General features: G+C 71.9%; 23 protein-coding genes. 18 read left to right on the forward strand and 5 right to left on the reverse strand.

Annotated features, from left to right (window positions below):
- Position 1 precedes the first annotated feature (1 nt).
- Together OG218_RS07785 and OG218_RS07790 are read left to right on the forward strand one after the other, a co-directional pair.
- Positions 2-1,642 (forward strand): alkaline phosphatase D family protein, encoded by a 1,641-nt coding sequence (locus tag OG218_RS07785; protein ID WP_328292640.1) that lies wholly within the window; start codon positions 2-4, stop codon positions 1,640-1,642.
- 157 nt (positions 1,643-1,799) lie between these two features.
- The gene (locus OG218_RS07790) at positions 1,800-3,482 is read left to right on the forward strand and encodes a CYTH and CHAD domain-containing protein (protein ID WP_328292641.1); all 1,683 of its coding nucleotides are present in this window, start codon (positions 1,800-1,802) and stop codon (positions 3,480-3,482) included.
- A gap of 402 nt (positions 3,483-3,884) precedes the next feature.
- Here the strand turns inward: OG218_RS07790 and OG218_RS07800 are convergent, their stop codons facing one another.
- Positions 3,885-5,948, reverse strand: coding sequence for a putative bifunctional diguanylate cyclase/phosphodiesterase (locus OG218_RS07800; protein ID WP_328292642.1), 2,064 nt, complete (start codon positions 5,946-5,948; stop codon positions 3,885-3,887).
- Between the two features lie 430 nt (positions 5,949-6,378).
- On the opposite strand from OG218_RS07800, the gene OG218_RS07805 reads away from it, so the two are divergent.
- The 3 genes from OG218_RS07805 to OG218_RS07815 are packed head-to-tail and all read left to right on the forward strand — an operon-like array spanning position 6,379 to position 9,931.
- On the forward strand, positions 6,379-7,359 hold the full coding sequence (locus OG218_RS07805) for a phosphate/phosphite/phosphonate ABC transporter substrate-binding protein (protein ID WP_328292643.1): 981 nt from the start codon (positions 6,379-6,381) through the stop codon (positions 7,357-7,359).
- A gap of 29 nt (positions 7,360-7,388) precedes the next feature.
- Positions 7,389-8,186 (forward strand): phosphonate ABC transporter ATP-binding protein, encoded by a 798-nt coding sequence (phnC, locus tag OG218_RS07810; protein ID WP_328292644.1) that lies wholly within the window; start codon positions 7,389-7,391, stop codon positions 8,184-8,186.
- Complete coding sequence (locus OG218_RS07815) at positions 8,183-9,931, forward strand: PhnE/PtxC family ABC transporter permease (RefSeq protein ID WP_328292645.1); 1,749 nt, start codon at positions 8,183-8,185, stop codon at positions 9,929-9,931. The genes phnC and OG218_RS07815 overlap by 4 nt, the downstream gene beginning before the upstream one ends.
- Here OG218_RS07815 and phnF read toward each other — a convergent pair.
- The gene (gene phnF / locus OG218_RS07820; RefSeq protein WP_328292646.1) at positions 9,922-10,728 is read right to left on the reverse strand and encodes a phosphonate metabolism transcriptional regulator PhnF; all 807 of its coding nucleotides are present in this window, start codon (positions 10,726-10,728) and stop codon (positions 9,922-9,924) included. The genes OG218_RS07815 and phnF overlap by 10 nt on opposite strands.
- A gap of 46 nt (positions 10,729-10,774) precedes the next feature.
- Positions 10,775-11,398, reverse strand: coding sequence for a hypothetical protein (locus OG218_RS07825; protein WP_328292647.1), 624 nt, complete (start codon positions 11,396-11,398; stop codon positions 10,775-10,777).
- 217 nt (positions 11,399-11,615) lie between these two features.
- Between OG218_RS07825 and phnG the strand changes: the two genes are divergently transcribed.
- From phnG to OG218_RS07875, 10 genes are all read left to right on the forward strand, one after another.
- The gene (gene phnG / locus OG218_RS07830; RefSeq protein WP_328292648.1) at positions 11,616-12,089 is read left to right on the forward strand and encodes a phosphonate C-P lyase system protein PhnG; all 474 of its coding nucleotides are present in this window, start codon (positions 11,616-11,618) and stop codon (positions 12,087-12,089) included.
- Positions 12,086-12,712: a phosphonate C-P lyase system protein PhnH gene (phnH, locus tag OG218_RS07835; RefSeq protein WP_328292649.1), complete on the forward strand. Its 627-nt coding sequence runs from the start codon at positions 12,086-12,088 to the stop codon at positions 12,710-12,712. The genes phnG and phnH overlap by 4 nt, the downstream gene beginning before the upstream one ends.
- A 1-nt stretch (position 12,713) precedes the next feature.
- Positions 12,714-13,817 carry a carbon-phosphorus lyase complex subunit PhnI gene (locus OG218_RS07840; RefSeq protein WP_328292650.1) on the forward strand — a complete coding sequence of 368 codons (1,104 nt, stop codon included), beginning with the start codon at positions 12,714-12,716 and terminating at the stop codon, positions 13,815-13,817.
- Complete coding sequence (locus tag OG218_RS07845) at positions 13,814-14,674, forward strand: alpha-D-ribose 1-methylphosphonate 5-phosphate C-P-lyase PhnJ (protein WP_328292651.1); 861 nt, start codon at positions 13,814-13,816, stop codon at positions 14,672-14,674. The genes OG218_RS07840 and OG218_RS07845 overlap by 4 nt, the downstream gene beginning before the upstream one ends.
- Entirely contained in the window at positions 14,674-15,450 is a 777-nt protein-coding gene (phnK, locus tag OG218_RS07850; protein WP_442906471.1) for a phosphonate C-P lyase system protein PhnK, read from the forward strand. Before OG218_RS07845 ends, phnK begins: the two co-directional genes overlap by 1 nt.
- 70 nt (positions 15,451-15,520) lie before the next feature.
- A complete protein-coding gene (gene phnL / locus OG218_RS07855; RefSeq protein WP_442906472.1) occupies positions 15,521-16,192 on the forward strand; it encodes a phosphonate C-P lyase system protein PhnL in 672 nt (223 codons plus the stop codon).
- The gene (locus tag OG218_RS07860) at positions 16,189-16,941 is read left to right on the forward strand and encodes a DUF1045 domain-containing protein (RefSeq protein WP_328292654.1); all 753 of its coding nucleotides are present in this window, start codon (positions 16,189-16,191) and stop codon (positions 16,939-16,941) included. Before phnL ends, OG218_RS07860 begins: the two co-directional genes overlap by 4 nt.
- Positions 16,938-18,107, forward strand: coding sequence for an alpha-D-ribose 1-methylphosphonate 5-triphosphate diphosphatase (locus tag OG218_RS07865; RefSeq protein ID WP_328292655.1), 1,170 nt, complete (start codon positions 16,938-16,940; stop codon positions 18,105-18,107). The genes OG218_RS07860 and OG218_RS07865 overlap by 4 nt, the downstream gene beginning before the upstream one ends.
- Positions 18,104-18,703, forward strand: coding sequence for a phosphonate metabolism protein/1,5-bisphosphokinase (PRPP-forming) PhnN (gene phnN, locus OG218_RS07870; protein WP_328292656.1), 600 nt, complete (start codon positions 18,104-18,106; stop codon positions 18,701-18,703). The genes OG218_RS07865 and phnN overlap by 4 nt, the downstream gene beginning before the upstream one ends.
- Positions 18,700-19,584 carry an oxidoreductase gene (locus OG218_RS07875; protein ID WP_328292657.1) on the forward strand — a complete coding sequence of 295 codons (885 nt, stop codon included), beginning with the start codon at positions 18,700-18,702 and terminating at the stop codon, positions 19,582-19,584. Before phnN ends, OG218_RS07875 begins: the two co-directional genes overlap by 4 nt.
- A 40-nt stretch (positions 19,585-19,624) precedes the next feature.
- Here OG218_RS07875 and OG218_RS07880 read toward each other — a convergent pair whose 3' ends face one another.
- Positions 19,625-21,241 carry a methyl-accepting chemotaxis protein gene (locus OG218_RS07880; RefSeq protein WP_328292658.1) on the reverse strand — a complete coding sequence of 539 codons (1,617 nt, stop codon included), beginning with the start codon at positions 21,239-21,241 and terminating at the stop codon, positions 19,625-19,627.
- 732 nt (positions 21,242-21,973) lie between these two features.
- Between OG218_RS07880 and OG218_RS07885 the strand changes: the two genes are divergently transcribed.
- The 3 genes from OG218_RS07885 (at position 21,974) to OG218_RS07895 (ending at position 23,676) form a co-directional block, all read left to right on the forward strand.
- A complete protein-coding gene (locus OG218_RS07885; RefSeq protein ID WP_328292659.1) occupies positions 21,974-22,882 on the forward strand; it encodes a PRC and DUF2382 domain-containing protein in 909 nt (302 codons plus the stop codon).
- A gap of 40 nt (positions 22,883-22,922) precedes the next feature.
- Positions 22,923-23,348: a YsnF/AvaK domain-containing protein gene (locus tag OG218_RS07890; protein WP_328292660.1), complete on the forward strand. Its 426-nt coding sequence runs from the start codon at positions 22,923-22,925 to the stop codon at positions 23,346-23,348.
- Between the two features lie 139 nt (positions 23,349-23,487).
- Positions 23,488-23,676 carry a hypothetical protein gene (locus OG218_RS07895; RefSeq protein WP_328292661.1) on the forward strand — a complete coding sequence of 63 codons (189 nt, stop codon included), beginning with the start codon at positions 23,488-23,490 and terminating at the stop codon, positions 23,674-23,676.
- Positions 23,677-23,737: 61 nt separating this feature from the next.
- Here OG218_RS07895 and OG218_RS07900 read toward each other — a convergent pair whose 3' ends face one another.
- Complete coding sequence (locus OG218_RS07900; RefSeq protein WP_328292662.1) at positions 23,738-24,907, reverse strand: hypothetical protein; 1,170 nt, start codon at positions 24,905-24,907, stop codon at positions 23,738-23,740.
- Position 24,908 lies beyond the last annotated feature (1 nt).

The following is a 24,908-nucleotide window of genomic DNA, read 5'->3' on the forward strand; positions in this document are numbered from 1 at the left end:
CGTGACCACGTTCCCCCTCGTCAGCACCCCCGCCGGCGGCCTGGGCCGCCGCAGCGTCCTCGCCGGCGCAGCCGCCGGCACCGGCCTGCTCGTGGCCGGTCAGCACAGCGCGTCCGCGACCCAGAGCCCCGACCGGGCGACGAAGTCCTTCGCCTCACGCCTGGGCAACCCCTTCACCCTCGGCGTCGCCTCCGGGGAACCCACGCCCGACGGCATCGTCCTGTGGACGCGACTGGCGCCCTACCCCTACGCCGAGGACGGGCGGGGCGGCATGCCGGACCGCGACGTCCCCGTCGAGTGGGAACTCGCGGAGGACGACGCGTTCCGCCGCATCGTGCGCAGCGGCCGGACGGTCGCCCCGTCCCAGCTCGGGCACAGCGTCCACGTCGAGGTCGACCGCCTGCCCTCGGGGCGGGAGTTCTTCTACCGCTTCCGCCTCGCCGGTCTGGGCGGGGAGGTCTCCCCGGTCGGCATGACCCGCACCGCCCCGGCCCTGAGGTCCTGGGGCACACCGCTGACCATGGCGTTCGCGTCCTGCGCGCAGTACGAACACGGCTGGTTCACCGCCTACCGCCGCCTGGCCGAGGAACAGCCGGACGTGGTCCTCTTCCTCGGGGACTACATCTACGAGTACCAGGCGGACACGTACGTCTCGCCCTCGGGCAGCAACGTGCGCGACCACATGGGCCCGGAGACGGTGTCACTGGCCAACTACCGCCAGCGCCACGCCCAGTACAAGGCGGACCCGGACCTGCAGGCCGCGCACGCGGTGGCTCCGTGGATCGTCACCTGGGACGACCACGAGGTCGAGAACAACTACGCCGCACTCGTCGCCGAGGAACAGGTCCCCGTGCCGACCCTCGAGGAGTTCACCGCCCGCCGGGCCGCGGCCTACCAGGCCTACTACGAGAACATGCCGCTGCGTGCCGACGCCCGTCCCCGGGGTGCCGACATGCAGTTGTACCGCCGCCTCAGCTGGGGACGGCTGGCGAACTTCCACGTGCTCGACACGCGCCAGTTCCGCGACGACCAGCCCGGTGGGGACACGTTCCCCAGCGCCGGCCCGGAACGCGACGAGCCCCAGCGCACCATCATGGGCGAGGAGCAGGAGGCGTGGCTGCTCGACGGCCTCGAACGCTCCGGCGCGACGTGGGACGTCATCGCCCAGCAGGTCATGTTCCACGAGCACGACTACGTCCCGGGTGTCGACCGGGGTTTCAACCCCGACTCCTGGGACGGGTACACCGCCAACCGCCAGCGACTGCTGGACGAGTTCGCGGAACGCGGGGTGGAGAACCCCGTCGTCCTCTCCGGCGACGTGCACAAGCACTACGCGGCGGACCTCTCCCGGGTCGCCACCGACCCGGGCTCCGCGCCCGTGGGCGTCGAACTGGTCGCCACCTCGATCACGTCCGGGGGTGACGGGGGTGACGACTACGCGACCCGCGACAGCGAACTGGCCGACAACCCCGACCTGAAGCTCGCCAACAACCAGCGCGGCTACGTCGTCGCGCGCCTGGACCGGCACGAGATGCGCGCGGAGTTCCGGGTGCTCGACCGGGTGTCGCAGCCGGGGGCCGCAGCGGGCACCCGCGCGACCTTCGTCGTCGAGGCCGGACGCCCCGGGCTGCAGGAGGCCTGAGAGCCGCGGCGGGGCGGTGTCCTCGTGGCACCGCCCCGTTGCCGCGCTCCGTGCTTCGATGGGCCGGGGACTCACTCCCGGTAGTCGATCGACAGCGCGGAGTACGCCCGCCGGCCATGATCGTGCGCCGACGTCCGCGGGCGGGTAGACAAGAAGGATGGTCGACGCCCACGAAGAGATCGAAGTGAAGTACGAGTTCGCCCCCGACGCCGAGCTGCCGCCGCTGGCCGCCGTGCTGCCCGAGGACGACGCCAGCGGGCTGCGCGTCGGTGACCGCGACGAGTTCGTCCTCGACGCCGTCTACTTCGACACCCCCGACCTGCGACTCTCCGGGGCGAGGACGACGCTGCGCCGGCGCACCGGCGGCGTCGACGCCGGGTGGCACCTGAAGACCCCCGGCGACGACGGCGCCCGCCTCGAACGCCGGGTACCGCTGGGACGCGCGGTCCGCACCGTCCCCGTCGCGCTGCGCCGCCTCGTGGAGACCCTGACCGAGGGACAGCCGCTCGTACCGGTGGTCCGGCTGTCCACGCACCGGAGCGTGCAGACGGTCCTCGACGTCAGTGGTCGACGGTTGCTGGAACTCGCCGACGACAGGGTCGAGGCCCACCGGCTGCTGCCGGCCGGGGGTTCCGGGGAGCCGGGCGCGGGGCAGACGTGGCGCGAGGTGGAACTGGAACTCCTCGACGGCGACCGTGCGGTCTTCGACGCCGTCGACGCCGCGCTGCGGGCGGCCGGCCTGGTCGTCTCGACGAGTTCCTCGAAGGTCGGGCGCGTCCTGGCGGGGATGCCGCCGGAACCCGCGGCCGACGACCACACCACCGACACCGATCCTGACACCGTTACCGCGGAGGTCGTCCCCGTCGAGGTGACCACGCCGTCCGCCGCGACCCCGACGGAACCCCGGACGTTGTCCCGCGGCACGACCCCCCGGCGCAAGGAACTGTCGACGGCGTCGAGCGCGGGCGACGTGCTCTTCCTGCACCTGCGCGAACAGGTCCAGCAGGTCTTCGACCAGGACGCCCGCGTCCGGGCCGACGAGCCCGACAGCGTGCACAGGATGCGGGTCGCCACCCGCCGCCTGCGCAGCGCGCTCCGCACGTTCCAGCCCCTGCTGGGCGCACCGACGAAACCGTTGCGGGACGAGCTGCGCTGGCTCGCCGCCGAGCTGGGACGGGCACGCGACGCGGAGGTCCTGCGCGACCGCCTGGTGCAGGCGGTCGCGTCGTTGGACGTCACCCCCGAGGACCCCGCAGCGACGGGAGCCGTACCGCAGCGGGTGGCCGAGCAGCTGGGGTCGGACTACCGACGGGCCCACGACCAGGTGCTCCTTGAACTGGACTCCGAGCGCTACCAACGCCTGCTGGACACCCTCCAGGAGTTCGTCGAGAGCCCGGCGACGAGCCCGAAGGCCCGTCGTCCCGCGGGGAAGGAACTCCCGAAGCGCGTCGCCCGGACGTACCGCACGCTGGCGGAGCTGGTCGCCGCCGCGCAGGACGCCCCCGCCGGTCACGCACGGGACGAGCTGTTCCACGAGGCCCGCAAGGCCGCGAAGCAGGTGCGCTACGCCGCCGAGGCGGTCGCCGTCGTGTTCGGGAAGGACGCCAAGCGGTTCGCCGCGGCGACGACCGCGGTGCAGGAGGTCCTCGGTGAGCACCAGGACTCCGTCGTCACCCGCGAGCGGTTGGCCGAGCTGGCCGCGCGGGCGGAGCCCGAGGTGGCCTTCGCCTACGGACGGCTGTTCGCGCAGGAGGAGACCCACGCCCGGCTCAGCGAGTCCGACGTCGAGGAGGCCTGGAAGGCACTGCGGGCCAAGCGCCTCCACCGCTGGCTGCGGTGACCGGATGCGCGCCGGGTCGGGTCGGCACCGGAAGACGCTGACCCGCCCCCAGTTCCCGCGCAGTGTGGCCTCGGCTACCGACGCCGCCAGGCCGGAGACGTTCGCGGCGAACTCCTGGAACCTGCTGGACCCCTCGGTGACGTTGCGGACCACGTCAGGAGCCACCTGCACCGCCACCACCGCCGGGGAGGTCTCCCGCGCCGCAGTGGAGCTGAACGAACTCGTCGCCACCTCCACCCTGTGGGCGTCGGTCGAGCGAGAGACTGCTGACGCCGCCGGCGGTGGTAGGTGCCCTCGATCCAGATGACGATGGCGAGACGCGGTTCTTCGCGGCCACGCCGTCCGGCGGTTGAGGACGTTCTCCGAAAACGGGCTGACGAACGACTCCACGGTCTGGAACCCTCAGCGACTCGTGGGTCGTGGCCCGCTCGGCGAGCGCGTCACGACCCCTGAGGGCCAGGGCAGCGGCAACGTCTCCGCCGGTGCCGGCCGGGCCAGCAGGAAGCCCTGCACGAACACCGCCCGACCGCGGGCCATCTCCTGCAGCAGCCGCAGCTGCGGCTCCGTCTCGATCCCCTCAGCGGTCACCGCCAGCCCGGTGCTCAGCCCCAGCTCCAGCAGCATCCGCACCACCGCAGCGTCTCGCTCGTCCTCCAGCATGCCCGCCACGAACCGCCGGTCGATCTTCATCCCGTCCAACGCCAGGTCGGTCAGGTGGTGCAGCGTCGATGCGCCGGCTCCGAGGTCGTCCAACGTCAAGCGCACCCCCCCAGCCCGCAACCGCGCCAGATCCTCCGCGGCGGCCTGCAAGTGCTGCACCGTCGCCACCTCCGGGATCTCCAGGCGCAGCCGCTCAGCCGGAACCTGACAGTCTCCGACCGCAGCCAGGACCGCATCCGCCAGACCGGGCGCCTGCAGCCCCTGCACCGACAGGTTCACGTTGAGGAACGGCGGGGCCTGCAACCCCAGCTCCTGGGTCCAGGACCGCAGCTGGCGCAACGCCATCTCGAGGACGTGGTGGTCCAGTTCGGCGGAGAACCCGGCGTCGGCGACCGCGTCCAGGAACTCCCCCGGCCCCAGGAGCCCCCGGCTGCGGTGCTGCCAGCGGACCAGGGCCTCCACACTGGCCAACTGCCCCGTCGCGACCTCGGTGATGGGTTGGAAGTGCAGGACGAACTCCCCCGCGTCCAGGGCGCGTTGCAGCTCCCGCCGATCGATCACCGAGGAGCTGGTCCCGACCCGATGGGTGACTCCCGTCACCACGTGGGCCCGGTGTCCGCCGGCGACCTTGGCCTGGTACATCGCCAGGTCCGCCTCCCGCAGCAGCACGTCCGCACGGGCGAAGACGTCACCACTCGGTCGGCGTTCTCGGCCGGTGGATCGGTTCGGGCCCGGGTCGCTCTCGAGCCGAGTTCTCGCAGCGGCGTCGTGGATGGCGTCGTCGGCGACGGCGATCCCGATGCTCGCCCGTCCTGGCAGGACCAGCTGCCCCACGGTGACCGTCCCACCCAGGCAGGCCAGGAGGCGCTGTCCCAGACCGTGAGCCGCCTGACCGGCCTCGACGTCGCCCGGTAGGCGAACGATGACCGCGAACTCGTCACCGCCGAGTCGGGCCGGCAGATCCTGAGGACGGCACGAGGCGCGCAACCGTTCGGCGACGACCTGCAGCACCTGGTCCCCGACACCGTGGCCGTAGCTGTCGTTGAAGGCTTTGAACCCGTCCAGGTCGATGTAGACCACAGCCAACCGCTCACGCCGGTCAGGCTGCTGGAAGCAGCGGTGCAGGTACTGCAGGAAGTGGTCGCGGTTGGCCAACCGGGTCAGCGGGTCGGTCAAGGCGTGCTGCGCCAACTGCGCTGACAGCGCTCGGAAGACCGCCGCCACGGACACCTGACGTGGCTCCTGGTCCTCGTCCACCACGAGGATGTCGCCGACGGCCACACCGGCCGCACCGACGTGGGCGCCGACGTCGCCTGGACGGTCAGCAGCGTCGCGGGACGGACTCTCAGTCCTCCCCCGCTGCGGAGCGGTACCTGGAGCACCTGCTCCGTCCGAGACCTGAGCCTGGTCGTGCTCGAGGACGAGGCGGGCGATGTCGGCGATGTCCGTGGCGGCGTCCACCACCAGCGGGGACCAGTCGGTCATCGCCTGGACGGTCTTGCGGGCGTGCAGGACCCGCCCGTAGCCCAACCGCCCGGTCATGAGCTGCTGGAAACGTGCCCGGGTCAACAACCCCCATCCCGCGGCCCGTCCCTGACCAGCAGCGTCGGCAGGAGGGTTCGAGGAATCGGCGGCGTGGTGAGCGGGCCGCACCGCAACACACGTCAACCGCGGATCGGAGCGGAACCGGTCGTCCAGGTCGGTGACGGGCAGATCCGCCGCGACCGTCTCGAGAGGGCCGGCCAGCACGCCGACCGAGGTGTTGGCGGGCCCCGTGCTGAGCAGGTCGCTGATCCACAGACTCACAGCAGGGGTATCGGATGGATCCTGCACGTTCTGACCATTGCATGATCGACATCATTCGGACAGCCGTACCGGTACGGACGCGCCCCACCCGTGACGCCGCCGCACGAGGTGCTGGACGGAGCCGCGAGAGGTCGAGGTGGAACCGTGGCGGCGAGCTCAGGCCCTGTCCCCGACGACGTCGCAGCACAGGTGGTGACGTTCGTCACCCGCAGCCACGGTCCCCTGCCGGCCTCCGCGACGACGGAGACCCTCGACGACCGGGTGGCCGTGAGTTGTCTGGACTTCTGGACTAGTTCACGGTTCGGACACCCGACCGGGGGCGGCCTGCCACCTGCCCTCCCTAGCGTCGCGGCTGTGCCCGGGACTTCCCCGTGACCGCGCCCTCCTCCGCGGTTCCGCCGGGCCCCACCCGCCCCGAAAGGTCGCTCCCATGCTCACGTCCCGCACCAGGCGCTTCGGAGCACTCGCCGCCGGCGCACTGCTCACCACGATGGCCGTGACGGGCTGCTCGGCCGCGAGCGACGCCGCGACCGGGTCCGGTTCCTCTTCAGGGTCGTCCGGGGGTACCTGGGCGAAGTCCGAGGGGACGATCGTCTTCGGCGCCACCCCGGACCAGGCCGGCTCCGACTCGAACTGGAAGCCCCTCGAGGACTACATCGCGAAGGAGACCGGCTACGAGGTCGAGTACTACCCCACCGCCGACTACACGGCCCTCATCGCCGCGGCCGCCGCCGGCAAGGTGGACATGGTCACCAGCGGTGCCCTGCAGTACGTCATGGCCAACAACAAGGGCGCCACTCTGGAACCCGTCGCCGCCGTGCTCAGCTCCCCCGACGTCAAGGACCCCGGGTACTACTCCGAGGCCATCGTTCCCAGCGGATCGCCCATCACCTCCCTCGCGGGTGCGAAGGGCCACACCGTCTGCTTCGTCGACCCCAACTCGACGTCGGGTTTCCTCTTCGGGCTCTACCAGTTGTCCAAGGCCGGACTGAACGTGACACCGTCGGGCACCGACGCGAACGGGAACCCCACGTTCAGCGACTTCACGGCCTACTTCGCGGGCGCCCACGACAAGTCGGAACAGGCCGTCGCCTCCAAGCAGTGCGACGTCGGCTTCGCCGAGGACACCATCGCCGAACCCGGTGCGGCCAAGGGCGAGGTGACGGTCATCGGCAAGGAGTACGTCCCGGGGGGTCCGTTGTCGATCTCCACGGCACTGCCCGAGGACGTCAAGGCCAAGCTCACCTCGGCCCTCCAGGGCGCGTCGGTGGAGGCCATCAAGGGTTCCGGCGTCGACGTGACCGACGGTTTCACCTCCGGCTACTTCGGCGTCGAGCCGGAGAACGCGGACTACTACAAGACCATCGCGGACCTGTGCACCGAGATCCCCGCGGCCAAGTGCACCGGCTGAGCGTGCGGACGAACTGAGGGAGCACAACCGTGACCAGCACGACGATCTCACCGGTCATCGCCGTCTCCGCGGTGACCAAGGACTTCGGCACCACGCACGCACTGCGCGGCGTCGACCTCACGGTGCGCCACGGTGAGGTCGTCGTGCTCCTCGGACTCTCCGGGTCGGGCAAGTCGACGTTGCTGCGCCACCTCGACGGCCTGGAGTTCCCGACGTCGGGTACCGTCCGCGTCCTCGACCAGGACGTGCCCGCGCTGGCTCCCGGTGCGTTGCGCACCTTGCGTGGACGCGTTGCCATGATCTTCCAGCAGTTCGAACTGGTGCCCTCCCTCACGGTGCTCGAAAACGTGCTGACGGGGGCGCTGGGTCGCTTGCGCGGCCCGCGGCTGGGCCTGTGGACCTACCCTCGCGCGGCGAAGCTCACCGCCCTGAACCACCTCGATCGGGTGGGTCTGCTGGAGAAGGCCTACCAGCGCGCTGATCAGCTCTCGGGCGGTCAGCAGCAGCGCGTCGCGATCGCCCGGGCCCTCATGCAGGACCCGGAGGTCCTGCTGGCCGACGAACCCGTCGCGAGCCTGGACCCGGAATCGAGTGACCAGGTCATGGCCCTCATCCGCGAGATCGCAGCCGAACGGGGACTGACGGTCGTGTGCAGCCTGCACCAGGTCGACCTCGCACTCGGGTGGGCCGACAGGATCGTCGGTCTGCGCGGCGGCGAGGTCGTGCTGGACACCCCCACGGCCGGCCTGTCCAAGGCGCAGGTCATGGAGGTCTACGGCCGGGTGGCCGTCCCGGTCGGTGGCCTCGCAGCCGGAAACCTCCGGTGAGCACCCTCGGCACCGCCGAACGAGCGGTCCCCGGCAACGCCGGGGACCGCAGTCCGCGCCGTCCGGTCCGGATCGCGAAACCTCTCGCTCTGCTCCTCGTGGCGGCCCTGCTCGTCTTCGCGGTCTGGTCGATCAGCACCCTCGAGTTCTCGTGGAACGACCTGCTGCGCAGTACCCGGAACGCGGCCAGGGTGTTCTCCCACATGGATCCCGTCAGCCTGCCGGGCCCCGGCGACCTCGCGTACCTCATCGGACTCACGCTCGGGATCGTCATCACGGGCACCCTGCTCGCCTCGTTGATCTCCATCCCGGTCGCCTACGTCGCGGCCGAGAACACCACTCCTGCCACGTGGTTGCGCTGGGTCGGACGCGCGATCGGCGTCGTGACGCGCGCCGTCCCCGACGTCGTCCTCGCCCTGGCGTTCTCCCTGACGTTCGCCCTGGGCAGTCCGCTGCCCGGCATCCTCGCGATCGGCGTGCACTCCGTCGGGATGATCTCGAAGTTGTTCGCCGACGCCGTCGAGCAGGTCGACCGCGGCCCGCAGCTCGCTCTGCGGGCCTCGGGAGCAGGACGGGCCCAGGAGTTCTGGTCCGGGGTGTTCCCGCAGGTGCTGCCGTCGTGGACGGCCACGGCGCTGCACCGCTTCGACATCAACCTCCGGGGTTCCGCGATCCTCGGGTACGCGGGCGTGGGTGGCCTGGGCTACGCCATGAAGGTCGCCTTCGGGCAGTTCCCCGAGGGGTACGGGCGGGGGCTGGGCATCGCCGGCGTCATCTTCGTGCTCTGCGTCGTGGCCGAGGTCGTCTCCTCCACGATCCGACGCCGGCTGCTGGGCGTCGATCCTGTCGGCAACGGCCTCGGAGGTCGCATCACCCGGGCCGCGACCCGGGGCCGACCGCCTGTCGTGGCGCCCCGGAACCGCTCAGGGGCGACGCTGACGGTGACCGGCCCCACCGTGGCGCAGATGATGCACCGCCCTTGGACCTGGGAGCGCGTCCGCAGTCTGAGCTGGGTCCTGAGCGCCGTCGCGGTGGTCGTCGCCGGCTGGTTCCTCGCCGACGTCGACTTCAGCCAGATCAGCTGGAACCAGGTCGTCCCGACCCTGGAGAGCTTCTGGCCGCCGAGCCTGGGCAGCCACACCGCCACCGAGTTCCTGCAGGCCCTGCTCGTCACGGTCGAGGTCGCCTTCGCCGCCGCCGCCCTGTCGCTCGTGCTCTCCCTGGTCCTCGGCCCCCTCGCCGCCCGGAACGTCGCCCCCAACGGTGTCGTGCGTGGCGTGTTCCGCGTCGTCCTGGTGGTGTTCCGCGGCGTTCCGGAACTGGTTCTCGCGATCTTCCTCATCATGGTCACCGGGCTCGGGAACCAGGCCGGTGTCGTGGCTCTGGCGTTCGGGGGGATCGGACTGCTCGGCAAGCTCGTCGCGGACTCCCTCGAGGAGGTGGCCGCCGGTCCGGAACGCGCACTGACGGCCGTCGGTGCCACCCGTGGGCAGCGGTTCCTCGCCGCCACCTGGCCGCAGGGCCTGCCCGCGGTCATCAGCAGTTCGATGTACCTGGTGGACACCAACGTCCGCGCGGCGACGATCCTGGGCATCGTCGGGGGCAGCGGCATCGGCTTCTACCTCACCAACGCCTCCAGCGTGCTGACCCTGCACGGTCAGGTGACCACCCTGGTGGCCATGGTGTTCGTGACCGTCCTCCTGGTGGAGGGACTCGCGGTGTGGTTGCGGCGGGTCTACCGATGATCCTCGGCCGTCGGCCGTCCCGGGCGCCGACCCGCGGGGGGTGAGACCTCAGGGTGGTCGACGTCGAGTTCGACACGATCCGCCGCGAACCGCGTGACGTTGAAGAGCAACGGCCGCCCGTCGGGGTGGGTGTCCAGCGCGCGGACGACGAGGACGACGGAACCCGCCGGCAGCTGCAGGTCCTCGGCCTCGGCGGCCGTCGCGAGGCGACCACTCACGCTCGTGGCGGCCCGCACGTAGTCGGGCACACCCGAGTTGCGCAGCGCGACCGTCATGGACCCGACCTCCCGGTACTCCTCCGCGATGCCGGGGAGCGTCCCGGCGTCGAACCAGGACGTCACCCGCGAGATCGGGCGGCCCTCCACCGACCGCACGACCTCGAGCCGGCGCGCGGCACCGTCGCCGAGGCCGAGGCGGCGCGCGACGTCCGCGGGCGGGTCGGGTTCGACCGCCGTCTCGATCAGTCGACCGGGCGCCGTCAGCCCTCTCGGGCCCAGGCTGTCGTTGAGGCGGGTGCGGACCCCGATGCGGTGCACCACGACGTCGTGCTCGGCCACGAAGGTCCCGCTGCCGCGACGGGCCACCACCAGCTGCTCGGCCGCCAGCGCCGCCACGGCCTGGCGCACGGTGTGCCGGTGGACCTCGAAGCGCTGGGCGAGCTCGCTCTCGGAGGGCAGTTTCGACCCGACCGGCACGACCCCGGCCACGATCTCGCCGCGGAGCTCCTCCGCGATGAGCCGCCAGGCGGAGTAACCGCTCGGGGTCCGGCCCTGCGCGGGCCTGCTCCGGGTGACCATGGTCCAGGTACTCTACCGGCCCTGCCCGGGGCCGGCCCCGCGCGGATCAGCCGCCGTGCTTCTCCAGGAACGCCTCGACCTCGAGGTGGCGGAAGTCCTCGAGGTGCCGGCGCAGCACCTCGTGGTCCCAGTCCCACCAGGCCAGGGCCTTCAGCCGTTCGGCGATCTCCGGCGGCTGACGCAGCCGGATCACCCGCGCCGGGACCCCCGCCACGACCGCGTAGTCGGGCACGTCCCGGGTCACGACCGCACCGGCGGCCACCACGGCACCGTCTCCGAGCACGACCTCGGGTTTGACCATCGCGCCGTGCCCGATCCAGGTGTCGTGCCCGATCCTGGTCCGCCGGGCCGCACGTCGCTCGAACCAGTCCGGGTCGTCGGCGACGTCCTCGAAGTAGTAGGAACTCCGGTAGGAGAAGTGGTGCAGGGTCGCGCGGTCCAGCGGGTGGTCGGTCGCGCCGATGCGGACGGAACTCGCGATGTTCGAGAACTTCCCGATGTCGGTGTTCGCGAAGTCGCAGAGCCGGTCGCAGTAGCTGTAGTCCCCGAGAACGGTGTTCAGCAGGCGCGTACCCGCGCCGACCTGCGTCCACCGGCCGAGCGAACTCTCGACCACGCTCACCTCCTCGTCGATCTCCGGGACGTTCTCCGACAGACGCGGTGCGTTCACGCTGTTCCTCCGGTTCCTGGCGGTAGCGGTGTCCTCCCGGAAGGTTTCCGGGAGGTGCGACGGTTCCGCCACCTCGTTCCTGCAACGTTCACCGGCCGTGAAGGGGTTCTTCGCCGACGGGGGTGCCCGGTGTCCGGAACCTAGGCTAGCCTCGAGTTGTCTGCTTCACCAGACAACTCATCCCGGAGCCGCACGACGAGACACGGAGGAGGTCGCGATGCAGGACGACGCGACGAGAACGGCGCGACGCCAGGGGTGGATGCGGACCCTGGGGGCCGCGACGACCACCGAACTCGACACGGCCTGGCGGGATTGGCACCCGAAACCCGAGGTCCAGGACGTCCGCGGTCCTGAGGCGGGGCTCGTCATGGTGCGCGGACGCATCGACGCGGGCGGCGGACGGTTCAACCTCGGCGAGGCGACCGTCACCCGCTCGACCGTGCGGCTCCACGGAACCGGGCTGTCCGGTGACCTGATGGGCAGTTCCTACCTGCTCGGCACCGACCTGGAGCACGCACGGCTCGCCGCGGTCTTCGACGGCCTCCTCACCGACGCGACCCTGCACGACCGCGTGCAGACCGAGGTCGTCGCTCCCCTCGCCCGGCGACAGGACGCCCGCGACGAGGTTCGGCACCAGGAGGCGCGCAGCACGCTCGTCGACTTCTTCACCGTCTCCCGGGAGCACGCGTGACCACGCGCACCAGCACCATCCCCGCCCCGGGTTTCTCCGAACCCACGCGGCAGGCCCAGCAGACGTTCCGCGCCGTGCTCGACGCGCTCTCGCGACCCACCCGCCCCCTCCCCGTCGCCGGTCCCCCCGAGGCACCCACGTCACTGGGACCGGCCCTCGCGGCGGTCCTCCTCACCCTCCTCGACGAGGAGTGCAGCGCGTGGCTCGGTGGCCGGTTCGCCGACGACGCCGAGCTCGACGCCTGGCTGGCCTTCCACACCGGGGTCCGCCGGGCCCGCACCGCGGCCGAGGCCGACTTCGTGGTCGTCGACGCCGCGGCCGTACCGGCCCTCGAGGACCTGGCCCAGGGCAGCGACGAAGAACCGCACCGCTCCGCGACCGTCGTCCTCGACGCACGCGGCTGCACCGGGGACCGCCGGTGGTCGGCGCACGGGCCGGGCATCGAGGGTTTCGCCGTCCTGGTCGCACCGTGGGCCGACGCGGAGTTCTTCGGCCGCTGGACCCGCAACGCGGCGCAGTTCCCCCGCGGCGTCGACCTGCTGGTCCTCGACGCCGGTTCCGTCACGGGGCTGCCGCGCACGACCCGGCTCGGTCCCACCGCACCCACCACCGAGGAGGACTGACGTGTACGTCGCCGTCAAGGGCGGGGAGCGCGCCATCGCCAACGCACACGCCCTGCTCGCCCAGGTCGGACGCGGGGACACCACCACCCCGGCGATCGACCCCGGCCAGGTCGCCGGTCAGCTCGGCGTGCTCGTCTCACGCGTCATGACCGAGGGTTCGCTGTACGACCCCGCCCTCGCGGCGCGGGCCCTGCTGCAGTCGCAGGGCGACGTCCTCGAAGCCGTGACGCTGCTGCGCAGCTACCGCACCACGTTGCCGCGCTTCGGGTACACGCAACCGCTGGACACCGCGGGGCTGCCGCCGCAGCGACGGATCTCCGCTACGTTCAAAGACCTGCCCGGCGGGCAGCAGCTCGGCGCGACCTTCGACTACACCCACCGATTGTTCTCCTCCGCCCCCACCGACGGACCGCAGACCCGGGTCGACGACGAGGGACCCGCGGCCATGCCCCGCGTCGCGGACCTCCTCGGCTCCTCCGCGCTCATCGAACCCGATGCCCACCCCGGCCAGGACGACGTCGAACCGGGCGACCTGACCCGGGAACCGACGGTGTTCCCGATGACCCGCGCCGAGCGGCTGCAGGCCCTGGCGCGCGGTGACGAGGGTTTCCTGCTGGGGCTCGGGTACTCGACGCAGCGGGGGTTCGGCAACAACCACCCCTTCGCGGGCGAGGTCCGCGTGGGCGAGGTCGAGGTCGAGTTCGACGCCCCGGAACTCGGGTTCGCGGTCCCGCTGGGCCGTGTCGAGGTCACGGAGTGCCAGATGGTCAACCAGTTCACCGGCTCGGTCGACACCCCCGCCCAGTTCACCCGGGGCTACGGTCTCGCGTTCGGGCGCAGCGAGCGGAGGGCGATGTCGATGTCGCTGGTCGACCGCGCACTGCGCGCCGAGGAACTCGGCGAGCGGGCGACCGCCCCCGCCCAGGACGAGGAGTTCGTCATCAGCCACAGCGACAACGTGCAGGCCACCGGTTTCGTCGAGCACCTCAAACTGCCGCACTACGTCGACTTCCAGGCCGAACTCGTCCTGGTGCGCCGCCTCAACCGGGAGTTCGCCGAACGCAGCGCGACCGCGCCGGCGACCGCCGAGGAGGTGCCCGCGTGAACCCCGGACCCATCGTCTACAACGTCGGCTACCTCGACGAGCAGACCAAACGGATGATCCGCCGGGCGCTGCTCAAGGCCGTCGCCGTCCCCGGTTTCCAGGTCCCCTTCGCGAGCCGCGAGGTTCCGATGCCTCGCGGTTGGGGCACCGGCGGCGTGCAGGTGACCGCAGCCGTCATCGGCGAGGACGACGTCCTCAAGGTCATCGACCAGGGTGCGGACGACACGACGAACGCCGTCTCCATCCGGGCGTTCTTCGCCGACGTCGCCCACGTGCGCACCACCACGCGCACCGACGAGGCGACACTGATCCAGACCCGCCACCGCATCCCCGAGACCCCGCTCGCACCGGGGCAGGTGATCGTCTACCAGGTCCCGCTGCCCGAACCCCTGCGGTTCCTGGAACCCCGCGAGACCGAGACCCGGCGCCTGCACGCGCTCGAGGAGTACGGGCTGATGTACGTCAAGCTTTACGAGGACATCGCCCGGTTCGGGCACATCGCCAAGACCTACGACTACCCCGTGCTGGTGGGTGGACGCTACCTCATGGCCCCCTCCCCCATCCCGAGCTTCGACAACCCCAAGATGGACATGAACCCCGCCCTGCAACTGTTCGGCGCGGGCCGCGAGAAGCGCATCTACGCGGTGCCGCCGTTCACGAAGGTCGAGAGCCTCGGTTTCGAGGACTTCCCCTTCGAGCCGCAGCGCTTCGACCGACCGTGCGAGATCTGCGGCTCGAACGGCGTCTACCTCGACGAGGTCATCACCGACGACGCCGGCGGGGCCGTGTTCGTGTGCTCAGACACCGACCACTGCGAACGCACGCTGAGCAGTCACGACCAGGAGGTCCCCGCGTGATCGACGAGCTGCCGCTGCTGCAGGTCCGAGGGGCGGGCCACCGCTACGGCGATCGGTTCGGCTGCCGCGACGTCGACCTCGACCTGTGGCCCGGTGAGGTGCTCGCGGTGGTGGGCGAGTCGGGCTCGGGCAAGTCGACGCTGCTCGGGGTCCTCTCCCAGCGCCTCGGACTCAGCGAGGGGAGCGTCGCCTACCGGAACGCCGACGGCGAGACCCTCGACCTGGGCACCCTCGGCGAAGGCGCCGTGCGCCGGTTGTGGCGCAGCGAGTGGGGCTTCGTGCACCAGGACGCCGCCGACGGCCTGCGCATGCACGTCAGTGCGGGCGGGAACGTCGGCGAGCCCCTCATGACCAACGGGTGGCGCAACTACGCCGAGATCCGCGCTACGGCGACCGAGTGGCTGCGTCGCGTCGAGATCCCCGTGGACCGCATCGACGACCACCCCACGACGTTCTCCGGCGGCATGCGCCAGCGGCTGCAGATCGCCCGCAACCTCGTCGTCTCGCCCCGGCTGGTGTTCATGGACGAGCCGACGAGCGGGCTCGACGTGTCGGTGCAGGCGCGGTTGCTCGATCTGCTGCGCAGCCTCGTCACCGAGTTCGGGCTCGCCGTCGTCATCGTCACCCACGACCTCGCCGTGGCCCGGCTCATCTCCCACCGCACGATCGTCATGAAGGACGGTCACGTCATCGAGTCCGGTCTGACCGACCGCGTCCTCGACGACCCGCACGCGCCCTACACCCAGCTGCTCGTCTCCTCGATCCTGCAAGGATGACCCGCCCGTGACCGGAAACCCCGTCCCCCGTCCGGTGTTGACCGTCTCCGCCGTCGACAAGACGTTCACCATGCACCTGCAGGGCGGTCAGCGGCTCGCCGTGCTGAACCACCTCGACCTCGTCGTCCACCACGGCGAGTGCGTCGTGCTCGGCGGCACCTCCGGCGCCGGCAAGAGCACGATCCTCAAGATGGTCTACGGAAACTACTCCGCGGACAGCGGCCGCATCCTGCTGCACCGCGACAGCGTCGACGACGTCATCGACCTGGCGGGGGCGGACGCCCGCGAGGTGCTCGCGGCCCGCCGCGACACCATGGGGTACGTCAGCCAGTTCCTGCGGTGCGTCCCCCGCGTCCCCGCGCTGGACATCGTGGCCGAACCCCTGGTGGAGCGAGGCGTCGACCTGCCCTCGGCGCGCGACCGCGCGGCCCAGGTGCTGACCCGGTTGTCCATCCCCGAGCGGCTCTGGTCCCTACCTCCCGCGACGTTCTCGGGGGGTGAGCAGCAGCGCGTCAACATCGCCCGGGGTTTCCTGCCCGATCTGCCGCTGCTGCTGCTCGACGAACCCACGGCGTCCCTCGACGCCCGCAACCGCGACGTCGTGGTGGAACTCATCGCCGAGAAACGGGCACAGGGCGTCGGCCTGCTCGGCATCTTCCACGACCTCGAGGTGCGCGACGCGGTCGCCGACCGGGTCGTCGACGTCGAGGCCTTCGCCCCCCACGCGGCGGTTCCGGCGTGACGCAGCGGGTCGCCCTCTACGCCCTGCCCGGAGCGGGCACGGGCGACGACGTCGGTGACCTCCTGCGCGCCCGGGCCGAGTCCTGGCTCGGGCGCCGGGTGGACGGTTCGGTCCCCGACGCCGCGCCCCCACCGGGGTGGAACCGTTCCGAGCTCGACGCCGTCACCGTGCAGGCTCGGCGGTACGGGTTCCACGGCACGCTCAAGGCGCCGTTCCGGCTCGCGCCGGGGCGGACGCTGGAGGAGCTGGCGGACGGCGTGAGCCGGTTCGCCGCGGCTCGGGCAGCCGTCGACGTGCCGGACCTGGCGCTGCTGCGCCTCAGCGGGTTCTTCGCCCTCGTCCCCGGCCGCCCGGTCAGTGCCCTCCACGCGCTGGCCGACGCCCTCGTGACGACGTTCGACGAGTTCCGTGCGCCCCTGACGGAGGCGGAGAGCGCCCGCCGCGACCCTGCCGCGCTCACCCCCCGGCAGCGGGAGCTGCTGGCGAGGTGGGGGTACCCGTACGTGCTGGAGGAGTTCCGCTTCCACTTCACCCTCACCGATCGGATCGACCCCGATCTGGAACCCCGGGTCCGGGACGCCCTGACGGGATGGTTCGCGCCCCTCCTCGGGCGTGGCGTGTGCCTCGACGCCGTCGCGGTGTTCACCGAGGACGAGCCGGGCGCGCCCTTCCTCCTCCGTTCGCTGCACCCGCTCCGGACCGCTTCCGGGACGGAACTCCCCCACCTCGAGACCGGAAGGGTCCGATGAACCACGAGACCGTCCTCACCCACGCCCGCGTCGTCCTCGACGACGGCATCCTCGACGGTTCCGTCCTGCTGCGCGACGGCCTGATCGCCGACATCACCCCGGGCCCGGTCGCGGGCGGTGTGGACCTCGACGGCGACCTGCTGCTGCCCGGTCTGGTGGAACTGCACACCGACCACCTGGAGGCACACGCCCGCCCGCGCCCGGGCACGGACTGGGACCCGGTGCCCGCCGTGCTGGCGCACGACGTGCAGCTCAGCGGGGCCGGCGTCACCACGGTGTTCGACGCCGTCCGCATCGGCTCGGAGGGACACGGCGACACGTTGACGGAACGCGCCCGCTCGCTCGCCGAGGCCGTCGAGCACGCCGAGCGGGCGGGCCTCACCCGAGCCGAGCACTTCATCCACCTGCGGTGCGAGGTGGCGGCACCCCAGACGGTCGCCGAGTTCGAGGCTCTGGAGGACCTGACCTCGGTCCGCCTCGCCTCGCTGATGGACCACACACCCGGTCAGCGCCAGTACGCCGACGTAGAGGCCTTCCGGCGCTACGTCGTCGGCAAGGGGCAGGTCGCCCCCGACGGCGTGGAGGCGCTGATGGCGCGGCTCGAGGTCATCGCGGAGGAGTTCTCCGTGCCCAACCGGAAGGAGATCGCGCGGCGCGCCTCGGCGCGGGGCATCACCCTCGCCGCCCACGACGACGCGACGCTCGACCACGTCGAGGAGTCGCAGTCGTTCGGCGTCCGGATCTCGGAGTTCCCGACCACCGAGGTCGCGGCGAAGGCGGCGCGCGAGCACGGACAACTGATCGTCATGGGCGCGCCGAACATCGTGCGCGGCGGCAGCCAGTCGGGCAACGTCGCCGCCGCGACCCTGCTCGACCAGGGCCTGCTCGACGTCCTGTCCTCGGACTACGTCCCCGCGAGCCCGTTGCAGGCGATCGTGCAGCTGGACGCCGACGGTCGTTGCCCGCTCGTCGAGGGGGTGAAGCTCGTGAGCGGGAACCCCCCGCGCGCGGTCGGCCTGGAGGACCGCGGAACCATCGTCGTCGGACGCCGCGCCGACCTGGTGCGCGTCCACACCCACGCCCTGCCCGCCACCGAACGCCACGTCCGTGGGCGCGTGGTGCCGGTGGTGCGCGGGGTGTTCCGCGGCGGATCGCGCGTGCTGTGAAGCTGGGGCCCGGCGCGTTCATCGCGGTCACCGGGGCCAGCGGGGTGGGCAAGGACGCGGTCCTCGCCGCCGCCCGCGCGGTCGCCGGCGACGACGCGCACTTCCCGACCCGGGTGATCACGCGGCGCCCGGGGGGCGGTGAGGAGTCCACGCCGGTGGACGAGGCCGAGTTCCGGCGTGCCCGGGAGGCCGGGGCCTTCGCCGTCTGGTGGCAGGCGCACGGGTTGTCCTACGCGATCCCCGTCTCGGCCGACGCGGCCGTCCTCGAGGGCCGGGTCGTCGTGGCGAACGTGTCCCGTGGCGCGCTGGACGCGCTCGAGGAGCGGTACGCGCGCCTCGTCGTGGTGGGCGTCACCGTGTCCGACGCCGTGCGAGCGCAACGGTTGCGGGCCCGCGGACGGGAGGACGGCGAGGCCGTCGACCGGCGGTTGTCCCGGCCCGACCCCGCGCCCGGCCGGGTCCCCGACCAGATGATCCGCAACGACGGCACGATCGGCGAGGGGGGCGCGCAGTTGCTGCGCGTCATCTCGTCCGTCCAGCGGGGTTCGACCGCGAGGGCGCGCCTTCGACCGACGGTTCCGGGGGGACGTCCGTGAACCCGAGCGTCGCCGTCGTGGGCCCGGGCGCGATCGGCACGACCGTCGCGGCCGCGTTGCACGAGGTCGGTCGCACCCCGGTGCTGTGCGGCCGCACGGCCCGCGAGCAGCTGGAACTGCGCGACGACGCCGGCTCCGTCGTCGTCCCGGGGCCGGTGCTCACCGACCCCGCGCGCGTGGCGGGTCGCGTGGACCTCGTCCTGCTCGCGGTGAAGACCACCCACGTCGAGGCGAGCGCAGCGTGGCTGGCGGCGTTGTGCCGCCCGGACACCGTGGTGTGCGTCCTGCAGAACGGAGTCGAGCAGGTGTCGAGCGTCGCCCCGCACGTCCCGGGCGGGCCGGTGCTCCCCGCCGTCGTCTGGTTCCCCGCGCAGACGCAGCCCGACGGTTCCGTGTGGTTGCGCGCCCGACCCCGCGTCACCGTTCCCGACGTGCCGGCCGCCCGGGTGGTCCTCGACGCGTTGCGCGACAGCCGGTGCACGGCGGAGCCGGCCGCCGACTTCACGACCCTCGCCTGGCGCAAACTGCTGCAGAACTCCGTCGCCGGGTTGATGGCGCTCACCGGCCGGCGCGCAGGGATGTTCCGCCGCGACGACGTGGGCGGATTGGCCCTCGCCTACCTGGCCGAGTCCCTCGCGGTGGCCCGGGCCGAGGGCGCACTCCTGGGCGAGGACGTCGCGCAGGAGGTCCTCGACTCCTTCCGCGCCCACCCCGCCGACCTGGGAACCTCGATCCTCGCCGACCGGGACGCCGGACGGCCGCTGGAGTGGGACGTCCGCAACGGTGTCATCCAGCGCCGTGGCCGGTCGCACGGGATCAGAACACCGGTCAGCGACGTCGTGGTGGCCCTGCTGGCGGCCGCCAGCGACGGGCCCGGCTGATCCCGCGCTGTCGCGGCTGATCCACGCTGTCGCGTCGGGGTCAGTAGCGGAAGACGCTGACCAGACCCTCCAGTTCCCGTGCCGTGTCGGCCACGTCGTTCGCGGTCCTGGCGGTGTCGCCGGCGCTGCGGGTCGCCTCGGCGGCAGACGCCGCCATCCCGGAGACGTTCGCGGCGATCTCCTGGGACCCGCCGGACACCTCGGTGACGTTGCGGACCATCTCCGAGGTCGTGGCCGACTGCTCCTCCACGGCCGCGGCGATGGTGGCCTGCAAGGCGTCGATGCGGGCGATGACCTCACCGATGTCGGCGATGGCGGCCGCGGCGGCGACGGCGTCGGTCTGCGTGGCCCCGACCCGGCTGGTGATGTCCTCGGTGGCACGGGCGGTCTGCTGGGCCAGTTCCTTGACCTCCCCGGCGACGACCGCGAAACCCTTCCCGGCGTCGCCGGCCCGGGCCGCTTCGATGGTGGCGTTGAGGGCGAGCAGGTTCGTCTGCTCGGCGATGGAGGTGATGAGCTTGACGACGTCGCCGATCTCCCGGGAGGAGGCGGACAGGCGGTCCAACGTCGCGGAGGCCTCGCTCGCGGAGGCGACCGCAGCCGCGGCCACGGAGGACGCCTCGGCGGTCGAGGCCGCGATCTCGCGGATGGCCGAACTCATCTCGTCGCCCGCGGCGGCCACGGTGCCGATGTTGGCCGAGATCTCCTCCGTCGCAGCGGAGACGACCTGGGACTGGTCAGCCGACTGCTCCGCGCCCACGGAGAGCTGGGTGGACACCTGCGTCAGCTGCCCGGCGTAGGCGGCCAGCTGACCGGCGCTACCGGTGATCTGCTGCATGGCGCCGCGGAAACGGAGCGTGGAGTGGTCGAGGGCGCGGGCCATGGTCCCGATCTCGTCGCGGCTGGACAGGTCGACCGTGGCCCCGAGGTCGCCGTCCGCGACCCGCGAGAGGACGTCGGTGACACGGGTCAGCGGGGAGACGATGCTGCGACGGACGACGAGGGCGGCCCCGACCGCGACGGCCAGGCTGACCAGCAGCAGCGTCAGGACGACGAGCTGGCCGTGACGCACCGTGGCGGCGAAGTCCTGCCCGGCGGCGAGAGCGGTACCGGCGCGCTCCGTCTCCTTGCTCAGCGCTGCCTCGTAGGCCTTCCGCGCGTCACGGTTGACCCCGAACGAGGCGGTGACCGCCGCGTCCCGGTCGGTGCCGGCGAGGGTGTACTCCGCGCTCAGGGCCTCGAACCAGGCGTCGACGTCCTTCTGGATGGTGTCGACGGTCGCTCGCTGCGCCGCACTGTCGGCTGCTGCGCGCGACGTGGCCATCGCGGTGTCGAAACCCTTCTGGCGTCCCAGGCTCTCGTCGACGTACTTCTGCTCGGCGGTGATGAAGAAACCCCGCTCGTCGGTGGCCGCCGACTTCGCCGCCAGGGCGGCCTGCTGCAGACCGGTGATGTAGGGGACGGCGCGGCCCACCTCGCGCTGGCGTTGCGTCTGCAGGCTCTGCATCACCGACAGGCTGACGAGACCGACGACCAGGGCCGCGACGGCGACCAGGGCGGTAGCCGCCAGCAGCCGGGTCCCCACGCGACGGTTGGCGAGCCAGCCGCCCGCTGCACCGACACCCGCTCGATCCGAACGCACCTGCTGCTGACCCATGTTCTCGTTGCCACCCTCCGAACGCCGACCGGTTCAGCGTTGCACCACTGCACATCGACGACGATCCGGGCCGCGCGAGCCGCCGGGACGGAGTTCACGACGTGTTCACCTCCACGGGGCGCGAACCGTCTCGAGTCCTCCACCCCGCTCCGCGGTGACCTTCCGTCCTCCCTTCGCGCAGTTCGTGACACCCGATGGGCCGGGAGGGTGATCCTGGAGCCGGGTCCCGGGAACGGGAACCGGCCGGGGTCCGGAGCCGCTGCACCGGCGACAGCGTGTCGAGCAGCGGGCCGCCCACCGCGTGCGCCCGACCGTGCCGAACCGAGGAAGAACACCTGTGCGGACCGCCCTCTGCTGCGTCGCCCTGGTCGTCACGGCGGTCTACGCCGCGATCCGCACGGGTGGACGCAGCACGTCAGCTGGAGGCGGTCTCCCGCCCCTCCAGCAGGACGGTCTGAACCGGAGAAACCCACCGCCCGGGTGGAGGCACACCTCCCGGACCGTTCCTCGTTCCGCTCTGAGTTGCGGACGCGCCGGGGAAGGCAACGATGGGCATCGGCAAGACCGGCGAGGAGATCGACCCCGCACAGCACCGATCACGTTCCGACGCTGAAGACGCTGATGAAGACGCTGAGGTCGATCACCTCGACGCCGGGTCCAGACCGAGGGCTCACGCACTGCTCCACGACCCGGGGCGGACGTCTCGGGAAAACGGCCCGGAAGGAAACACCCATGAACCGCGACTACACCCCCGACACCCTGTTCGACGCCACCGTCACCGGTAGCGACGGGGACAAGATCGGCAAGGTCGACGAGGTCTACCTCGACAACCGCAGCGGCGACCCGGAGTGGATCTCCGTGAAGACCGGGCTCTTCGGCTCGAACGTCTCCCTGCTGCCGCTCGCCCAGGCCACCGTGTCCGGTGACACCGTCACCGTCCCCTTCGACAAGACCATGGTGAAGAACGCCCCCCACCACGACCCGGGTGCGGAACTCAGCGAGGCCGACGAGGCCGACCTCTACCGCTACTACGGGATGGACGAAACCCACGGGTCCGTCGGCGACACCTCGGACGCGAACACCCGCACGGGTGAGCACGCGACGGGTGAGCACACCTCGACCGACCGGGAGAACACCCTCGGGACCGCCGGGCAGACGACGGGCCGCACCGCGGGGACGACCCAGGAGTTCACCGAGGGCTCGGGCCGCGGGCACGACACGTCCGGCCCCGACACCGACAACGCGATGACCCGCTCCAAGGAAGAACTCCGCGTCGGCACCGAGACCCGCGAGGCGGGCCGGGCACGCCTGCGCAAGTACATCACCACCGAGAACGTCTCCCGCACCGTGCCGGTCTCGCACGAAGAGGTCGTCGTCACCCGGGAACCCATCACCGAGACGAACCGCGGCGCGGCTCTCTCCGGTGGCGACCTCACCGAGGAGGAGCACGAAGTCGTCCTCACCGAGGAGCGCGCCGTCGTCGAGAAGGACGTCGTCCCCGTCGAGCGCGTCCAGGTCGGCACCAAGACCGTCGAGAGCACCGAGACCGTCCAGGCGGAGGTGCGCGAGGAGCGGATCGACCTCGACGCCGACAGCACCGTCAAGACCGGCACCACGGGGAAGCACGACCCCCGCGACTGACCCGTACCGCCTCGCACCGACCTCGACGTCAGGACACACGATGGAGAACCCGAACTCGGCCCAGGAGGGTTTCCTCCCCGGAAACTCCTCCGCCGCAGCTGATGTCGGCGCCGAGGTCGGTGCGGAAGTGGTGCTGCACCAGGAACGACTGAGCATCACCACCCGACGGGTCCCGGTCGAGAGGGTGCGTTTCACGAAACGGATCGTCACGACCACGCGAACCATCCAGGTCCCCGTCCGGGTGGAGCAACTCGTGGTCACCCACGAGCCCCTGTCGGACGAGTTCCCCGTCACGGGCGGCGAGTTCCCCCCGGAACTCGTCATCGTCCTGCACGAGGAAGTTCCCGAGGTCACCCTCCGGGTCGTCCCCGTCGAACGGGTCTCGGTGGCGGTCAGGACCGTGACCCGGGACGAGGTGGTCGTGGCGGAACTCGCCACCGAGGTGGTCGACGTCACCCGTACGTGACGCGCTCGCCGGCACAGCACGCTGAAGAACACCGGCGCCCCGGACGACACCGCCTGCGAGCACGTGCGCCCTCGCCACCTGGGGCACCTCACGACCCGCGTTCAACTCCGAACTCCTGGCTCAGGACGTCGACCGGCTCGTGCACCGCCTCACCACCGCGTGGTCCGGACCGGACGCGGTGTGGGCGACGTCGACCACCCGGTACCCCGGCCTCGTCGCCCACGCCCTGGCCTCCGACGCCTCGGAGTTCGCGTCGAGCACCGGGTGCGTCGGGGGCCGGGGGGTCCGCACGGTGGACGGTGACCCCGACCTCGGGCCGGTCGACTGACCCCCCGCAGACCCCACCCAGACCCCACGGCGGAGCACGCCGCGCCGCCGCCGGACGGCGGTCAGGCCTCGGTCACGCCGTCCGCGTCCTCCAGGTCGTCCGCGTCGTCCGCGTCGTCCGCTTCGTCCGCTTCGTCTTCGTCGGGCCCGAAGAACCCGTCGACGACGTCGAGCACCGCACCGGCCAGACCGGGGCGGGCCGTCCACGGCTCCACCGACGACAGCACCCCGAGGTCGACGATCCGCCCGACGAGCGCCGACGTCGTCTCGAACTCGTCCTCGTCACCGTTCTCGGTGAGCAGCTCCCGCAGCCGGCCCGAGGTCATCGGGTCCAGCACGGAGGCGGTCACGGCGGAGAGCGCACCGACGATCGCGGCCGGCGACTCCGACGCGGCCAGGGTCCCGCTGACGGCCGAGGCCAGGATCGTCGTCGCCACGTCGCAGCGGTGGTCGACGTCGTCCAGCGCCGGCACGGTGGTCTTCCCGTCCACCACGACGACGACCTCGTGGGTCAGCAGCTCGGCCCACTCCACCAGGGGGTCGAGGGCGGGCGCGAAGGGTTCGAGGTGGCGGCGGAGGACGTCGATCGCCGGACTCGCCTCGGGCTCGCCCGCCTCGACGCCGAGGGCCAGTTCGCCGAGGGCGGCGAGTCCGGCCGCCACGACCGGGAGTGAGGAGAGGTCCTCCAGCCGGGTCGCCGTGGGGACGGCGAGCTCCGCGGCCTGCAGGGCGTCGAGGACGGTGCCCCGCCCGGAGGTGGTGCCCGCGACACCCCCGGAGGCGACGTCGAGGCAGTCGGCGAGCTCCTCGGGCTCACCGGCCCACTCCTCCGTCTCCCCGAGGAACATCAGGTAGGACGTCCACGCGACGCGGCTCTCGTCCACGAGTTCCTGGGCGTCGAGCTCGTTGTGCTCGGCCACCGCGGGGACGATCTCGGTGAAGAGTTCCTGCAGCTCCTCGGGGTGGAACCGGCGCGCGGCGGCCGGGGTCAGGTCGAGCTCCAGGGACAGGACCAGCCAGCCCAGGGACTCCATGAGCCTCGCCTCGAGGTCACCGACCTCCAGGGGTGCTTCGCCGGCCTCGGCGTCGTCGAGGAGCTCGGCTTCCAGGAAGCGCCGGAACGGCACCTGCAGGTCGCCGAGGACCTTGCCACCGGCCCGCAACGGGGACATCTGGGTGCCGGTGACGGCCCGCTGCGCGGGGTGGCCGTGGGACTTCTTCTTCTTCGGCACG

Origin of the sequence: Kineococcus sp. NBC_00420 (assembly GCF_036021035.1) — a bacterium.
Lineage (GTDB): Bacteria > Actinomycetota > Actinomycetes > Actinomycetales > Kineococcaceae > Kineococcus.

Excerpts from the sequence above, each read along its gene's own strand:
- OG218_RS07790 (WP_328292641.1), top strand. The coding sequence starts at position 1,800 with ATGGTCGACGCCCACGAAGAGATCGAAGTGAAGTACGAGTTCGCCCCC.
- OG218_RS07805 (WP_328292643.1), top strand. The coding sequence starts at position 6,379 with ATGCTCACGTCCCGCACCAGGCGCTTCGGAGCACTCGCCGCCGGCGCA.
- phnF (WP_328292646.1), bottom strand. The coding sequence starts at position 10,728 with ATGGTCACCCGGAGCAGGCCCGCGCAGGGCCGGACCCCGAGCGGTTAC.
- phnG (WP_328292648.1), top strand. The coding sequence starts at position 11,616 with ATGCAGGACGACGCGACGAGAACGGCGCGACGCCAGGGGTGGATGCGG.
- phnL (WP_442906472.1), top strand. The coding sequence starts at position 15,521 with ATGCACCTGCAGGGCGGTCAGCGGCTCGCCGTGCTGAACCACCTCGAC.
- OG218_RS07865 (WP_328292655.1), top strand. The coding sequence starts at position 16,938 with ATGAACCACGAGACCGTCCTCACCCACGCCCGCGTCGTCCTCGACGAC.
- OG218_RS07880 (WP_328292658.1), bottom strand. The coding sequence starts at position 21,241 with ATGGGTCAGCAGCAGGTGCGTTCGGATCGAGCGGGTGTCGGTGCAGCG.
- OG218_RS07885 (WP_328292659.1), top strand. The coding sequence starts at position 21,974 with ATGAACCGCGACTACACCCCCGACACCCTGTTCGACGCCACCGTCACC.
- OG218_RS07890 (WP_328292660.1), top strand. The coding sequence starts at position 22,923 with ATGGAGAACCCGAACTCGGCCCAGGAGGGTTTCCTCCCCGGAAACTCC.